Origin of the sequence: Comamonas sp. GB3 AK4-5 (assembly GCF_041320665.1) — a bacterium.
Lineage (GTDB): Bacteria > Pseudomonadota > Gammaproteobacteria > Burkholderiales > Burkholderiaceae_C > Comamonas.
Map to the genome: position 1 here is coordinate 1,246,801 of NZ_CP166730.1, position 13,314 is coordinate 1,260,114.

Consider the following 13,314-nt stretch of genomic DNA (forward strand, 5'->3'; position numbering starts at 1 on the left):
GATAGCGCGGTAGCGCCTGATTGGGCTGGATGAAGCACCGTTTCAGGCATTGTGGTGAGGTGTGTGGGTTGAGACCCGAGTGAGGGGTGCAGGCGCGGTTTTAGTACATCCACTTCTTCACCAGTGCGGAGCCCAGACGTTGACGGAGCATGGCCTCGGCGCGTGCATCGCCATCGTCCTTGCCATCGGCAGTTGCATGCGCAAGACACAGTGCCATCAAGGCCAGTGCATCCAGGTAGTCGCCCGCATCGTCAAAGACACGTGTCAGCAAAGGGCCGCTGTCGTGATCCAGGTACCAGACCGAGCCATCGCGGCGGTCAAAACACCAGAGGTTTCCATTCCCCAGGTAGTCGCCGAAAGCCACCAACGCGTCCAGTGCAGCCATCAGGGCCGGCGCTTGTTGCGGCTGGCTGATCTCCACGATATCGCTGATGCCCGGAAAGACCACATGCACCGGGCCTATGGCGTCCATATCCGTGTCAGGCGCGCTTGGATCAAAGCGCGGATTCAGTAGGCGCTCGCTCCAATCCAGTACACCCAGCTGTAGGTAATAGCCACGCAAGGACTGGGGCAGCGAGCAGCCCAGCCGCCACTCGCACAGGCGGAGCTCGGCCAGGCTGCAGGGATTGGCTTGCACAACCTCTTCGTTCATCCATGCATGGGCCTGCAAACCCTGGTGCCAGTAGGCCAGGCGCTGGTCTGCAGATACATGGGCGGGTGGCCAGTGTGGGTCGGGAACATCCTCCTCTGCCCACATATCCTGCGGCTGGGCAAAGTGCAGGCCGCGTCCAAACTCGGCCTGCAGAAGCTGAAACCATGCCGTGATGTCCGATGGCGTGGGCCAGTTCATCTGGCGCAGCACAGCCACCGGTAGCCAGGGCGTATAGCCCATGCGAGGCGCCTCATCCCTGTCGCGCACCACCAGGCGCAATGTGGGCTGCTCCAGTACATCTGCGGGAGAAATCTGGCCCTGCGCATTCAGCAATGTCACAGCATGGGCAGGCAGGTCCACCCAGTCGCCCGTGGCCAGATCAGGCAATGCCTGCACCATTGCAGCCAGGTTTTTGAAAATTTTCATGCTGGCATTATTTCCTGCGCAGCACCTTGGACAGGGCGCCCTATATTGGTGCCTGAGCCTGTTCTGAAGTCTGGGCTCGTGCTTGAGGGGCGATGGACCCGGAAATATCCCTGGCCTGTCGCTCTGCCGACAAAGCCTGCGCATGGCGCTGGCTACAGTGGCAGGTATGACGAAAAAAAGCTTTGCCTCCTATGCCGAGGTGTTGGCCGCTGTGGGCCAGGATGTGGCCCTGACGGACTGGGTCACCATCACCCAGGAACAGATCAATCTGTTTGCCGATGCGACGGGTGACCACCAGTGGATACATGTGGATCCGGAGCGTGCCAGCCAGGGCCCGTTTGGCGCGCCTGTGGCCCATGGCTTTCTGACGCTGTCGCTGCTGGCCAGGTTTCTGCAGGAATCCACGGGTGTGGAAGGCGCCAAGGTGGGTGTGAACTACGGCCTCAACAAGGTGCGCTTTCCGGCACCTGTGCCGGTGGGCAGCCGGCTGCGTGGCCATATCAAGCTGCTGGCGGCCGAGGCAGTGGCGCCCGATGGCATGCAGATGACCTGGGGCGTCACGGTGGAGCGCGAAGGCAGCGACAAGCCGGTGTGTGTGGCCGAATCGCTGAGCCGCAGCTACGGCGCCGCCATGGGCTGAGCACGGTCAACAAAAAGCCCCGCGGGCTTGCGCCAGCGGGGCTAGATGGTTTGAACGAGCTGCTGACGCAGGATGCGTTCAGAGGGCTTAGAGCGTGTTCACGATCTCCTCGCGACGCGCCAGTGTCTTTGCGGGATGGGGTACAAGGCGCGATACCGCAGCAATAGCCGCGCTATTGCGAGGATTCGCAACGACGTAGACCGCCCGCAAAGGCACTGGCCCGCAGGGTTGGAGCGAAATCGGGCGATTTCTTCGCGCTGAAGCTTGCTTGCACCCCGGTGCAAGCTGTGCCCCATCACTTCGAACTCATCCCGATTGCGCTTCAACGCGCCTGCGTAGAGATCGTGAACACGCTCTTATTCACCCCAGACGATGCTGCCCTCTTTGAGGGCAGCTTGGGTTTCGGCACGCACGGCCTCGCGGCTCACGGCTGAGTTGATGGCCAGCTCGTCGGCGCGCAGCTGCACCTGGTTGCCATTCATGGCCATGCGGTGCTGCTGGCGTGCGGCCTGCAGCTCGGCCACGACTTCGGCACGGGTCAGCGTGCTGTGGCTTTCCACTGTGGGGGGCCAGGGTTGTTCGCCCTGTGGGGCTGGAACGCCTGCTGCCTGTGCGCCCAGGGCGGCCAAGGACAAAGCGGCTGCAAGACCCAAAGTGTGAATGTTTTTCATGGTTGATCCTTTCCTGTCATGAACCGGTGCATGGCCTCGCCGCACCGTGTGACTTGAATGTAGATCGTCCCAATGAAGAAGATAAGCCTGCAATGCTGCGACTTATTGTTCTGATTTTGTGATGAATTTAGCCTGAACTTGTGCCGCTTTTGCGGCTCTGATGCGGCAGGCTTCGAGTCTTATGGCGTGGCAAAACCGTTCTGGCGCCAGGCCTCAAACACCGTCACCGCCACGGCGTTGGACAGGTTCAGGCTGCGCTGGCCGGCCCGCATGGGCAGGCGCAGACGCTGGCTTTCGGGAAAGCTGTTGCGCAGATCGGGCGGCAGGCCCCGGGTTTCGCAGCCAAACACCAGCCAGTCACCGGGCTGGAAAGCCAGGTCAAAGGCCGGGCGGCTGCCATGGGTGGTCATGGCAAACATGCGCTCGGGGGCAGGCTGCATGGCGGCCACAAACGCCTCCCAGTTGGCATGGCGGCGCACCGCTGCGTACTCGTGGTAGTCCAGACCGGCACGGCGCATATGGCGGTCTTCCATGGAAAATCCCAGGGGCTCGATCAGGTGCAGATCGCAGCCGGTGTTGGCGGCCAGGCGGATGACGTTGCCCGTGTTCGGGGGGATCTCGGGCGTGACAAGAACAATGTGGAACATAAGCCGCGTATTGTCGTGCCCTGCGTGCACACCTGTGTGGCCTGGGTTTATGGGGTGCGGGCCAGCGCCACGGCCGCCACCTGGAGGGCGCCGGCCTGCAGCAGGGCATGGGCTGCCGCATTCAAGGTGGCGCCGGTGGTGATGACATCGTCCACCAGCAGCACGCACTGCCCGGCAATGCGTGTGCGGGCCGCATCGGGCACGGAGAAAGCCCCGCGCAGATTGCGCAGCCGGGCGGCCCGCCCCTGTCCCGTTTGGGCGGGTGTGTGGTGCAGGCGCTGCAGGCCCTGGGGCAGAACCTGGGGTGCATCCAGGGCGCGGGCCAGCAGCAGGCTTTGGTGATAGCCCCGGGCACGCAGGCGCTGCACCGACATGGGAATGGGAATGCTGAGTGCGCATTGCGCGCGCAAGGCCAGCCACTGGGGATCTGTCTGCATCCATTGCGCGAGATGGCGGGTGAGGGCGGGCTGGGCGCCGTATTTCCACTGGGTCAACAGCCGTGACCAGGGGTAGCCATAGTCCACGGCCACCACGCAGTGGGACAGCGGTGGTGGCTGGCGCAGACAGGCGCCGCACAGGCCCTGGGGATTGTCGGCAGGCAGTTGCAGGGCGCAACTGCGGCAGCGCGGTACGGGGCAGGCAAAACGCGCCATGCAGTCGCGGCACAGCGGCTGGGCTGGCCAGCGCAGGCACAGCAGGCACTGGCTGGGCCAGAGATGGGATAGCCATGCCGAAAGCGGTGAGCGCATGGAGTCAATATACTGCCCGCCGCAGTGTCATGGCCTGGGGGGCCGAGCCTCCGGTCCATGCACTGCGCCTTTCTTTGCCTTGTTCTCCCTTGGGTTTCGTCCATGTCTACCGCGCTGCCTCCCACCATCGACCCCATTGCTGCCGCACGCTGGCAGGCCCGCGCACCTGCGGCTTCGCCCTGGCTGCATGAAGAGGTGGCGCGGCGCATGGAGCAGCGTTTGCAGTGGATGGCCAAGCCCCCCACATCCTGGCTGGACTGGGCGCCGGTGCGTGGCGGCCTGCAAGGCCATGGCCTGGTGGCCGAGCGCTATCCCCAGGCCCAGCGCTGGGTGCATGAGCCCCAGCCGCAGCACGCCGAGGTGGCACGCAAGGCGCTGGGCAAGTCCTGGTGGGATGTGCAGCGCTGGTCCGGCAAGCAGCCGCGCTTTGGTCTGCCTGCTGTGGGTGAAGAAGTGCAGATGCTCTGGGCCAATATGCATTTGCACCAGGCGGCCGACCCCCAGGCGTTGCTGGCGCAGTGGCTCAAGGCCTTGGCCGTGGATGGCTTTGTGATGTTCTCCTGCCTGGGGCCGGATACGGCGCAGGAGCTGCATGCGCTCTACCAAAAAGCGGGCTGGCCGCCCGCAGGCCACAGCTTTACCGACATGCATGACCTGGGCGACATGATGGTGCAGGGCGGTTTTGCCGAGCCGGTGATGGACATGGAGCACATCACACTCACCTTTGCCACGCCCGAGCGTTTGCTGCAGGAGCTGCGCGAGCTGGGCTGCAATCTGCACCCCCAGCGTTTTGCGGGTCTGCGCGGCAAGGCGTGGCGGCGCGAGCTCTTGGCCCAGCTCGATGGTTTGCTACGAGTCAAGGAGCAGGACGGACAGTTGGCGTTGACCTTCGAAGTGGTCTATGGACATGCTTACAAACCGATGCCACGGGTGCGTGCCTCGGGGGAAAGCATGGTGGCGTTGGACGACATGAAGGCCATGTTGCGGCAGGGGCGCAACACGGGTTTGCGATAGCACGAAAGGCGCGTCAGCTCTTTTGATTCTGCGCAAAGCCTTCTACAATTTTTTCAACGACTGACACAGCAGCTCTCCCCGGATCGCAGGAACTTAGGCCGGGGAACCGTGCCACGGCCCTATGCCGTCAGGAGGGAAGAATTGGTGTTTCGCATTGCCTTGGAGTCAGGTCGGCACCTGTTGCGTGCCAAGGCCTGCATGCTGAAATTTTTCACCCCGCAGCGGTCTGACCACGGTTTTTTCGACAGGGTCTGGTGGGCGCAGTCTCACGCCGTTGCCAGGATGGTGGCGCCTGCTGCGCGCCACTGCGCTGCGCCACATGCCCTGCTGCATGCTCGGCAGCATGCGCTGACACACAACCCCGCGCCACGCGCAGTTCCCCGTCTCACCAGGCAATCGGTATGGAGCGTGCGCTTTGCACGCGCCTGCAGGAGAGGGCGCGCCCGCGCCAGCGCCGCCCCCTGACGTCTGCCGCAAGGGCTGTTCGCAGCGACAGCGAACCGGCCCCATAGCTTCCCAGGTTTCCGTGGCCCACGACTTGAGCGAGAACTATGAAAAGCATCACATCCCGGCCTCTTTCACTGACGTTGCTGTCTGCGCTGGCATGGCTGTCGCAGACGGCCCACGCCGTGCAAGATTTGCCCGGCGGCCCTTCCGTGCGCCAGATGAACCTGGCCCCGCCGGTGACCCGCATTGCGCAGGAGCAGCATTTTCTGCATTGGATGATGCTGGGCATCTGCAGCGTGATCTTTGTCGGGGTGTTTGCGGTGATGTTCTATTCCATCTGGAAGCACCGCCGTTCCCAGGGCGCCAAAGCGGCCAACTTCCATGAGTCGGCCGCGGTCGAGGTGGCATGGACCGTCATCCCCTTCATCATCGTCATCCTGATGGCCTTGCCGGCCACCAAGGTACTGGTGGCGCAGAAAGACACGACCAATGCCGATCTGACCGTGAAGGTCACAGGCTACCAGTGGAAATGGGGTTATGACTACCTCAAGGGCGAGGGCGAGGGCCTGAGCTTCATCTCCACGCTGGACAGCAGCCACCGCGCCCTGTCCAGCAGCGGCGATGTGAAGAATGCCCCCAATGATTACCTGCTCAAGGTGGACCAGCCCCTGGTGGTGCCTGCCGGCAAAAAGGTGCGCATCATCACCACGGCCAACGATGTGATTCACTCCTTCATGGTGCCGGCCTTTGGCATCAAGCAGGACGCCATTCCCGGCTTTGTGCGGGACACCTGGTTCAAGGCCGACAAGCCCGGCGACTATTACGGTCAGTGTGCCGAGCTGTGTGGCAAGGAACACGCTTACATGCCCATTCACGTGAAGGTGTTGGCGCCTGGCGAGTACAAGAGCTGGGTGGAGGAAGAGGGCAAGAAAGCCGCGGCCAAGCGCGATGACCCGAACAAGGTCTGGAAGCTGGAAGAGCTGGTGCAGCGTGGCGAGAAGGTCTACGCCGCCAACTGCGCCCTCTGCCACCAACCCAATGGCAAGGGCGCGGGGCCCATCAAACCACTGGATGGCAGTGCGGTGGTGCAGGGGCCGCTGGCCGAAGCCATGCATGTGGTGCTGGAAGGGCGCAACAACGGTGCCATGCCGTCGTGGAAAGCACTCAGCGATGTGGAGTTGGCGGCGGTGCTGACCTTTGTGAAAAACCACTGGAGCAACCAGACGGGCCAGCTGGTGCAGCCCAGCCAGTTCAAGGATGCGCGTGGTGGCAAATTCCCCGAAGGGGGGGCTGCTGCGGCCGCGCCCGCACCCGCGCCAGCTGCGGGTGAGGCTGCAGACAAGACGGCCGCAGCGCAGACAAGTCCGTCTGCCGCGCGCGTGGACATGGTGGCGGCGCAGTGATGCGGGCCTGATGGCGACTATCCGGAGACAAAGCATATGAGCGCTGTTTACCCCCCTTCGCACACCCCGGGCTCCGATGCGGCGGCGCCTGGTGCGGGCCATGAGCCTCACGACCATGGCCACCATGGTGATCACCACCATGCCACGCCCACGGGCTGGCGCCGCTGGCTTTACGCCACCAACCACAAGGACATCGGCACGCTGTATCTGCTGTTTGCCTTCACCATGCTGATGGTGGGCGGCGTGCTGGCGCTGCTGATTCGCGCCGAGCTGTTCGAGCCGGGGCTGCAAATCGTCAACCCCGAGTTCTTCAACCAGCTCACCACCATGCACGGGCTGATCATGGTGTTCGGCGCCATCATGCCGGCCTTTGTGGGCTTTGCAAACTGGATGATTCCGCTGCAGATCGGTGCATCGGACATGGCGTTTGCGCGCATGAACAACTTCAGCTTCTGGCTGATGATTCCCGCCGCCATGATGCTGGTGGGATCGTTCTTCATGCCCGGTGGTGCGCCGGCTGCGGGCTGGACGCTGTATGCCCCGCTGACGCTGCAGATGGGCCCGTCCATGGACACCAGCATCTTTGCCATGCACATCATGGGTGCCAGCTCCATCATGGGCTCCATCAACATCATCGTCACCATCCTGAACATGCGCGCGCCGGGCATGACCTTGATGAAGATGCCCATGTTCGCCTGGACCTGGCTGATCACGGCCTACCTCCTGATTGCCGTGATGCCGGTGCTGGCCGGCGCCATCACCATGACGCTGACGGACCGCCATTTCGGCACCAGCTTCTTCAACCCCGGCGGCGGCGGCGACCCGGTGATGTACCAGCACATCTTCTGGTTCTTTGGTCACCCCGAGGTCTACATCATGATCCTGCCGGCCTTTGGCATCATCAGCCAGATCGTGCCGGCCTTCAGCCGCAAAAAGCTGTTTGGCTACACCTCCATGGTGTATGCCGTGGCGGCCATTGCCATCCTGTCCTTCATCGTCTGGGCCCACCATATGTTCACCACCGGCATGCCGGTGACGGGCCAGCTGTTCTTCATGTACGCCACCATGCTGATCTCGGTGCCCACGGCGGTGAAGATCTTCAACTGGGTGGCCACCATGTGGCGCGGCTCCATGACGTTCGAGACCCCCATGTTGTTTTCCGTGGGCTTCATCTTCGTGTTCACCATGGGCGGCTTCACCGGCTTGATTCTGTCCATGGCGCCCATAGACATCCAGCTGCAGGACACCTATTACGTGGTGGCGCATTTCCACTATGTGCTGGTGGCGGGATCGCTGTTTTCCATGTTCGCCGGCTACTACTACTGGGCACCGAAATGGACCGGGGTGATGTATTCCGAAACCCGTGGGCAAATCCATTTCTGGGGCTCGCTGATCTTCTTCAACGTCACCTTCTTCCCCATGCACTTTCTGGGGCTGGCCGGCATGCCGCGCCGCTATGCCGACTACCCCATGCAGTTTGCCGACTTCAACGCCGTGGCCTCGGTCGGGGCTTTTGGCTTTGGCCTGATGCAGGTGTATTTCTTGCTTGCGGTGTTGCTGCCCGCCATGCGCAAGCAGGGCGCCCCGGCACCGCAAAAACCCTGGGACGGTGCCGAGGGACTGGAGTGGGAAGTGCCTTCGCCCGCGCCTTTCCATACCTTTGAAAACCCGCCCAAGCTGGACGAAACCGCGACCCGCGTGATTGGATAAACCATGCATACCTTGCACCACCACCATAGCAACCACAACACTTCCTCCGGCATGCCGGACCGCTCCACCGCCTACCAGTTGCAACGCCGCAAGAATTTGCGCCTGGCGCTGATCCTGGCATCTGTCGCCCTGGTGTTCCTGCTGGGCTTTGTGTTCAAGATGGCCTGGTTGAGATGAAGCAGCATCGCCCTGAGGCACGGCCTGCCTGCCCCTCGCTTTCGCATCGCTGGGCGATGCGGGAAGGGCTGCGTCATCGGTGTCTCGGGACGGTTCTTGCGCGGCTGCCCCGCCATAGGGCATGCCTGTTGGGCGTGCCGCACTCTGCTGGGGTATGCCAGCTGGACAGACTGAGCATGGCGCACAGCGCCATGGATCACGGATAGGAAGCGCCATGGCTTTGCACCGAGACAATCTGCGCATGGTGGGCAAATTGGCCGTGGTGGCCGTGGGCATGTTTGCCTTTGGCTACGTCCTGATTCCCATCTACAAGCATGTGTGCGAGGCCCTGGGCATCAATGTGCTGGCTGTTTCAGAGCGCCAGGTGCCGGGCAACTCGGTGGGTTCGCCGCTGAACACGCAGGTGGACAAGAGCCGCACCATCACGGTGGAGTTCGACGCCAACACGCGTGGCCCCTGGGAGTTCAAGCCCGCACAGCGCTCGCTGCAGGTGCACCCGGGCGAGCTGGCCACGGTGATGTATGAATTCCAGAACGTGCAAAACCGGCGCATGGCCGCACAGGCTATTCCCAGCTATGCGCCGCGCAATGCCGCGCCGCATTTCAACAAGCTGGAGTGTTTTTGCTTCAACCAGTATGAGCTGGCGCCCGGTGAGAAAAAGGAATGGCCCGTGGCCTTTGTGATCGATCCGCGCCTACCCAAGGATGTGAGCACCATCACCCTGTCCTATACCTTCTTTGAAGTGGGTGGTGCCATGCCAGCGGCACCCAGCACCACCCCGGCGCCGGTCGCCCATGTGGCGGTGGAGAAGGGTCAGTCATGAACCACAAGGCAAAGGCAGAGCTGAAGGCAGAACCAGAAAACCGCGCCTGGTGGCGTTCCATCAAGGCTGTGGCCTGGGCCATGCTGGGGGTGCGCGATGGTGGCGAATACCAGCGCGATTTTGCCCAGCTGCACCCGCTGCAGGTGATTGCCATCGGCCTGGTGGCGATTTTTGCGCTGGTGCTGGGGTTGATCGCCCTAGTGCACTGGATGGTGTGAGTAAACCCAGGCCGGGCGCCCAGGGCGCCCGGCTGAGCAAGGTCTATAACGACAGGAGCAGAGACATGAGTGCACCCACCTCTGGAACCACGCCCTACTACTATGTGCCGGGCGTATCGCACCACCCGATCTGGGCGGCGGCAGGCCTGTTTTTTGTGGTGCTGGGCGCAGGCAACTGGGTCAACGGCCACAGCTGGGGCATGTGGTCTTTTGGGTTTGGCCTGGCCTGGTGGGCCGTGGTGCTCTACCAGTGGCTGCGTGATGCCGCACGCGAAAGCGAGGCCGGGCTGTTCGGCCGCAAGATCGACCTGTCCTACCGCTGGAGCATGAGCTGGTTCATCTTTTCGGAGGTGATGTTCTTCGGTGCCTTTTTCACCGCCCTGTGGTGGGCGCGGGCGCACTCCATACCGGCCCTGGGCAGCCTGGACAACTCCCTGCTGTGGCCGGAGTTCAAGGCGGCCTGGCCCAGCATCTCGCCGGGCGCCACCACCTCGCCGGCCGGCACCGTGGAGCCCTTCGAGACCGTGGGCCCGTTCTGGTTGCCCACCATCAACACCGCGCTGCTGCTGAGCTCGGGCGTCACGCTCACCATCGCCCACCATGCGCTGCGCGCCGGCCAACGTGCCAAGACCGTGGGCTGGATGTGGCTGACCGTGTTGCTGGGCCTAGTCTTTTTGTGTGTGCAGGCCTATGAATACCACCACCTGTATACCGAGCTCAACCTCAAGCTCAGCTCGGGCGTCTATGGCTCCACCTTCTACCTGCTCACCGGCTTTCACGGCTTTCACGTGTTCGTGGGCATGGTGATGCTGCTGGTCATCACGCTGCGGCTGCAGCGCGGCCATTTCTCGGCCCAGCGCCATTTCGGTTTTGAAGGTGCGGCCTGGTACTGGCACTTTGTGGACGTGGTCTGGCTGTTCCTCTACGTGCTGGTGTATTGGCTGTAAGCGGGAAATGGCATGGCGTAGAAAAAACAGCGCTATGCCATGCATAGCTGCATGTGCAATGGAGTCAAGCCTTCTGCGTGGGTTGGATGCGAGAAGCGAGGCTGAAGGCGCGGTGGATGCTCTCTTTTTTGAGGGCAGCTACCGCTGCAGCGGCAGTCCGGTGGGCTGGATATACCCCAGCTTCCAGGCCAGCAGCAGGCAGACAAACAAGACCACCGACAGGGCCACGCGCACGGCCAATGCCCGGGCCATGCGGCGGCTGCGCTCCTGGTCGGAAGGGGCATCCTCACCTTGGCGCAGCATGAAAAACAAGGCGGCGCCCAGGCTGACAAGAATGGCCAGAAAGGCCAGTGCTACAAGGTATCCCATGCAAGGCATTATGGAATGAGCCAGTCGCCGCATCCCCGGGGAATACGCGGGTGGCTGGTGGCCGCTGCGGCCCTGGTCTGCCTGCTGGTGACGGCCCGTCTGGGCTGGTGGCAGCTGGACCGTGCTGACCAAAAACAGGCGCTGCAGACCGCCGTGCAGGCCCAGGCCGCTGCCCAGCCCTGGGACAACGCAGCCTGGCGCGTTGCACTGCAGGCGACGGACCATGTCGATGCCGCGGCGCAAGCCGGCGCGGCCCTGCTGCACCACCCCGTGCTGCTGCGCGGGCGCTGGCTGGCGCAGCAGCAGGTGTTTCTGGACAACCGCCAAATGCAGGGGCGCCCCGGCTTTTTTGTCATCACGCCGCTGCTGCTGGAAGGCGGCGGTGCCGTGGCCGTGCAGCGTGGCTGGGTGCCACGCAATTTTCAGGACCGCACGCTGCTGCCCGCCATCACCACGCCCACAGGGCCGGTGGTGGTGCAGGGGCGGGTGGCGCCACCGCCCTCAGCCCTTTACCAATTGGGAAGCGATGCCCCCGAGGCCGGGCCGGCGCAGATTCGCCAGAACCTGGACCTGGCGGCCTATGCGCTGACCACGGGGCTGGATCTACCGCCCTGGAGCGTGTTGCAAACCGACGCGGCAGCCGATGGCTTGCTGCGCGACTGGCCTCAGCCCGATAGCGGCGTGGCCAAGCACTACGGCTATGCGGCGCAGTGGTTTGGCCTGAGCGCCCTGGTGGCGCTGCTGTATTTCTGGTTCCAGATTCTGCGGCCCCGGCGCCGCACCCACGAGCATGCCCATGACCCCGTCTCCTGAATCATCCGCTCCCCAGCCCTTGGGCCTGACCGTGCACAGCCTGCCCAGCCCTCAGGACCTCCCCGCACAGCGCACCCGCCTGGGCCGCTGGAAGATGCTGGCCGTGCTGCTGGTCTGTGCCGCACCCGTCATTGCCTCCTACTTCAGCTACTACGTCATCCGCCCGCAGGGACGCAGCAGCTACGGCGTGTTGGTGGCGCAGCAGCCGGCCATGCCGCAGTTGCAGGCCCAGCGTCTGGATGGCAGCGCCGTGCCCCTGACCAGCCTGCAAGGCCAGTGGCTGCTGGTCAGCGTGGCGGGCGGGGCCTGCGCTGCGGCCTGCGAAGCCCATCTCTATCTGCAGCGCCAGCTGCGCGAAAGCCTGGGCCGCGAGAAGGAGCGGGTGGACTGGGTGTGGCTGGTCAGCGATGCAGCCACGCCGGCTGCCGCGTTGCAACCGGCCCTGGCCCAGGCCCAGGTGCTGCGCCTGCCGCAGGCGCAAATTCAGGCCTGGCTGCAGCCGGAGCCCGGCCAGGCACTGGAAGACCACCTCTATCTGGTGGACCCCCAAGGCCACTGGATGCTGCGCTGGCCTGCCAGCCTGAATCAGGCCAGCGCCGGCCGTGCCAAGCGCGATCTGGACAGGCTGCTGCGGGCCTCGGCCTCCTGGGACCAGTCGGGGCGCTGAATCCGGGCTGGACCAGCAGGCCCCCACCTGGGCACGGCGCCCCCATAGCCCCAGAGCGTGGCTGCTCCTCGCAAAGGCCGTCGTCCTCTTGGGGAGAAGGCTGGCGGCGCATCAGAGGGGAGGGCGTTACGATGGCACATTTGAATCAATGCGGGTGCCGCTGCGGCCAGGCTGCGAAAGCGTGCGCCGCTGTGGGAGAGTAAGAATGGACAAACGACGCGCACTGCACTGCCTGGTGGCGGCAGGCATGGCAGCCACCTTGGGCGCAGGCTTGGCAGGTTGCTCGGACCAGCCCGGGGCCAAGCTCAACGGGGTGGATGTCACCGGTGCCGAATATGCCAAGGGCTTTTCGCTGCCCGATGCCGATGGCAAGCAGCGCTCCATCAAAGACTTTGCCGGCAAGGTCACCGTGGTGTTCTTCGGCTACACCCAATGCCCCGATGTCTGCCCCACCACCTTGCAGGAGCTGGTGGAGGCCAAGCAGCATATGGGCGCCCAGGGCGACAAGCTGCAAGGCGTTTTCGTTTCGGTGGACCCGGAGCGTGACACGCCCGAGGTGCTCAAGGCCTATGTCGGCAACTTCGACCCCGGCATGGTGGCCCTGACCGGCACGCCCGAGCAGGTGGCCGCCATGGCCAAGGACTTCAAGGTCTATTACAAAAAGGTGGAGGGCCAGCAGCCCGGCACCTACACCCTGGACCACACGGCAGGCCTGTACATCTATGACCCGCAGGGCCGGCTGCGCGTGTACCAGCGTTACGGCGCGGGTGCCAAGGTGCTGGCCGAGGACGCTCTGACCCTGCTGGCACAGCCGGCGGCGTAAGTCCGTCCTGCTCACTACAGGCCGCTGCCGGGGCGCGGGTCTGTGGTGCTAATAAGGAAAATAAATCGATTGCAGGCCAGGGTTGATTTTTATCAACCGGTACGGCGGAGGTGCTGCG

At 63.7% G+C, this 13,314-nt stretch carries 16 protein-coding genes; 11 read left to right on the top strand and 5 right to left on the bottom strand.

Features of this window, described 5'->3' with window-relative positions:
• Window positions 1-100: 100 nt before the first annotated feature.
• The gene (locus tag ACA027_RS05530; protein WP_370681408.1) at window positions 101-1,078 is read right to left on the bottom strand and encodes an SMI1/KNR4 family protein; all 978 of its coding nucleotides are present in this window, start codon (window positions 1,076-1,078) and stop codon (window positions 101-103) included.
• 166 nt (window positions 1,079-1,244) lie between these two features.
• On the opposite strand from ACA027_RS05530, the gene ACA027_RS05535 reads away from it, so the two are divergent.
• A complete protein-coding gene (locus ACA027_RS05535) occupies window positions 1,245-1,718 on the top strand; it encodes a MaoC family dehydratase (RefSeq protein ID WP_370681409.1) in 474 nt (157 codons plus the stop codon).
• 356 nt (window positions 1,719-2,074) lie between these two features.
• On the opposite strand, the gene ACA027_RS05540 is transcribed toward ACA027_RS05535, so the two are convergent.
• The 3 genes from ACA027_RS05540 to ACA027_RS05550 all read right to left on the bottom strand — a co-directional run bounded on the left by ACA027_RS05540 (window position 2,075) and on the right by ACA027_RS05550 (window position 3,785).
• A complete protein-coding gene (locus ACA027_RS05540) occupies window positions 2,075-2,389 on the bottom strand; it encodes a DUF4148 domain-containing protein (RefSeq protein WP_370681410.1) in 315 nt (104 codons plus the stop codon).
• A 179-nt stretch (window positions 2,390-2,568) separates the two neighbouring features.
• Complete coding sequence (gene trmL, locus ACA027_RS05545; RefSeq protein WP_370681411.1) at window positions 2,569-3,036, bottom strand: tRNA (uridine(34)/cytosine(34)/5-carboxymethylaminomethyluridine(34)-2'-O)-methyltransferase TrmL; 468 nt, start codon at window positions 3,034-3,036, stop codon at window positions 2,569-2,571.
• A 47-nt stretch (window positions 3,037-3,083) separates the two neighbouring features.
• On the bottom strand, window positions 3,084-3,785 hold the full coding sequence (locus ACA027_RS05550) for a ComF family protein (protein ID WP_370681412.1): 702 nt from the start codon (window positions 3,783-3,785) through the stop codon (window positions 3,084-3,086).
• A 102-nt stretch (window positions 3,786-3,887) separates the two neighbouring features.
• Here ACA027_RS05550 and ACA027_RS05555 point away from each other — a divergent pair, with 102 nt between their 5' ends.
• From ACA027_RS05555 to ACA027_RS05585, 7 genes are all read left to right on the top strand, one after another.
• Window positions 3,888-4,799: a biotin synthase gene (locus ACA027_RS05555; protein WP_370681413.1), complete on the top strand. Its 912-nt coding sequence runs from the start codon at window positions 3,888-3,890 to the stop codon at window positions 4,797-4,799.
• Between the two features lie 551 nt (window positions 4,800-5,350).
• Window positions 5,351-6,649 carry a cytochrome c oxidase subunit II gene (gene coxB, locus ACA027_RS05560; RefSeq protein WP_370681414.1) on the top strand — a complete coding sequence of 433 codons (1,299 nt, stop codon included), beginning with the start codon at window positions 5,351-5,353 and terminating at the stop codon, window positions 6,647-6,649.
• 36 nt (window positions 6,650-6,685) lie between these two features.
• The gene (gene ctaD, locus ACA027_RS05565) at window positions 6,686-8,359 is read left to right on the top strand and encodes a cytochrome c oxidase subunit I (protein WP_370681415.1); all 1,674 of its coding nucleotides are present in this window, start codon (window positions 6,686-6,688) and stop codon (window positions 8,357-8,359) included.
• 51 nt (window positions 8,360-8,410) lie between these two features.
• Window positions 8,411-8,536: a cytochrome oxidase small assembly protein gene (locus tag ACA027_RS05570; RefSeq protein WP_370682515.1), complete on the top strand. Its 126-nt coding sequence runs from the start codon at window positions 8,411-8,413 to the stop codon at window positions 8,534-8,536.
• Between the two features lie 214 nt (window positions 8,537-8,750).
• Entirely contained in the window at window positions 8,751-9,359 is a 609-nt protein-coding gene (locus ACA027_RS05575) for a cytochrome c oxidase assembly protein (RefSeq protein ID WP_370681416.1), read from the top strand.
• A complete protein-coding gene (locus ACA027_RS05580) occupies window positions 9,356-9,577 on the top strand; it encodes a DUF2970 domain-containing protein (protein WP_370681417.1) in 222 nt (73 codons plus the stop codon). The genes ACA027_RS05575 and ACA027_RS05580 overlap by 4 nt, the downstream gene beginning before the upstream one ends.
• Before the next feature lie 65 nt (window positions 9,578-9,642).
• Window positions 9,643-10,524 (top strand): cytochrome c oxidase subunit 3, encoded by an 882-nt coding sequence (locus tag ACA027_RS05585; RefSeq protein ID WP_370681418.1) that lies wholly within the window; start codon window positions 9,643-9,645, stop codon window positions 10,522-10,524.
• A gap of 138 nt (window positions 10,525-10,662) precedes the next feature.
• Here the strand turns inward: ACA027_RS05585 and ACA027_RS05590 are convergent, their stop codons facing one another.
• A complete protein-coding gene (locus tag ACA027_RS05590; protein WP_370681419.1) occupies window positions 10,663-10,893 on the bottom strand; it encodes a twin transmembrane helix small protein in 231 nt (76 codons plus the stop codon).
• Between the two features lie 15 nt (window positions 10,894-10,908).
• On the opposite strand from ACA027_RS05590, the gene ACA027_RS05595 reads away from it, so the two are divergent.
• The 3 genes from ACA027_RS05595 to ACA027_RS05605 all read left to right on the top strand — a co-directional run bounded on the left by ACA027_RS05595 (window position 10,909) and on the right by ACA027_RS05605 (window position 13,196).
• Entirely contained in the window at window positions 10,909-11,706 is a 798-nt protein-coding gene (locus ACA027_RS05595) for an SURF1 family protein (protein ID WP_370681420.1), read from the top strand.
• Window positions 11,690-12,373, top strand: a complete 684-nt coding sequence (locus ACA027_RS05600) for a hypothetical protein (protein WP_370681421.1) — start codon at window positions 11,690-11,692, stop codon at window positions 12,371-12,373. The genes ACA027_RS05595 and ACA027_RS05600 overlap by 17 nt, the downstream gene beginning before the upstream one ends.
• A 205-nt stretch (window positions 12,374-12,578) precedes the next feature.
• A complete protein-coding gene (locus tag ACA027_RS05605; protein ID WP_370681422.1) occupies window positions 12,579-13,196 on the top strand; it encodes an SCO family protein in 618 nt (205 codons plus the stop codon).
• Window positions 13,197-13,314: the final 118 nt, after the last annotated feature.

Excerpts from the sequence above, each read along its gene's own strand:
- ctaD (WP_370681415.1), top strand. The coding sequence starts at position 6,686 with ATGAGCGCTGTTTACCCCCCTTCGCACACCCCGGGCTCCGATGCGGCG.
- ACA027_RS05590 (WP_370681419.1), bottom strand. The coding sequence starts at position 10,893 with ATGGGATACCTTGTAGCACTGGCCTTTCTGGCCATTCTTGTCAGCCTG.
- ACA027_RS05530 (WP_370681408.1), bottom strand. The coding sequence starts at position 1,078 with ATGAAAATTTTCAAAAACCTGGCTGCAATGGTGCAGGCATTGCCTGAT.
- trmL (WP_370681411.1), bottom strand. The coding sequence starts at position 3,036 with ATGTTCCACATTGTTCTTGTCACGCCCGAGATCCCCCCGAACACGGGC.
- ACA027_RS05540 (WP_370681410.1), bottom strand. The coding sequence starts at position 2,389 with ATGAAAAACATTCACACTTTGGGTCTTGCAGCCGCTTTGTCCTTGGCC.
- ACA027_RS05575 (WP_370681416.1), top strand. The coding sequence starts at position 8,751 with ATGGCTTTGCACCGAGACAATCTGCGCATGGTGGGCAAATTGGCCGTG.
- ACA027_RS05585 (WP_370681418.1), top strand. The coding sequence starts at position 9,643 with ATGAGTGCACCCACCTCTGGAACCACGCCCTACTACTATGTGCCGGGC.
- ACA027_RS05595 (WP_370681420.1), top strand. The coding sequence starts at position 10,909 with ATGAGCCAGTCGCCGCATCCCCGGGGAATACGCGGGTGGCTGGTGGCC.
- ACA027_RS05535 (WP_370681409.1), top strand. The coding sequence starts at position 1,245 with ATGACGAAAAAAAGCTTTGCCTCCTATGCCGAGGTGTTGGCCGCTGTG.
- ACA027_RS05555 (WP_370681413.1), top strand. The coding sequence starts at position 3,888 with ATGTCTACCGCGCTGCCTCCCACCATCGACCCCATTGCTGCCGCACGC.
- ACA027_RS05605 (WP_370681422.1), top strand. The coding sequence starts at position 12,579 with ATGGACAAACGACGCGCACTGCACTGCCTGGTGGCGGCAGGCATGGCA.
- ACA027_RS05550 (WP_370681412.1), bottom strand. The coding sequence starts at position 3,785 with ATGCGCTCACCGCTTTCGGCATGGCTATCCCATCTCTGGCCCAGCCAG.
- ACA027_RS05570 (WP_370682515.1), top strand. The coding sequence starts at position 8,411 with ATGCCGGACCGCTCCACCGCCTACCAGTTGCAACGCCGCAAGAATTTG.
- ACA027_RS05580 (WP_370681417.1), top strand. The coding sequence starts at position 9,356 with ATGAACCACAAGGCAAAGGCAGAGCTGAAGGCAGAACCAGAAAACCGC.
- ACA027_RS05600 (WP_370681421.1), top strand. The coding sequence starts at position 11,690 with ATGACCCCGTCTCCTGAATCATCCGCTCCCCAGCCCTTGGGCCTGACC.
- coxB (WP_370681414.1), top strand. The coding sequence starts at position 5,351 with ATGAAAAGCATCACATCCCGGCCTCTTTCACTGACGTTGCTGTCTGCG.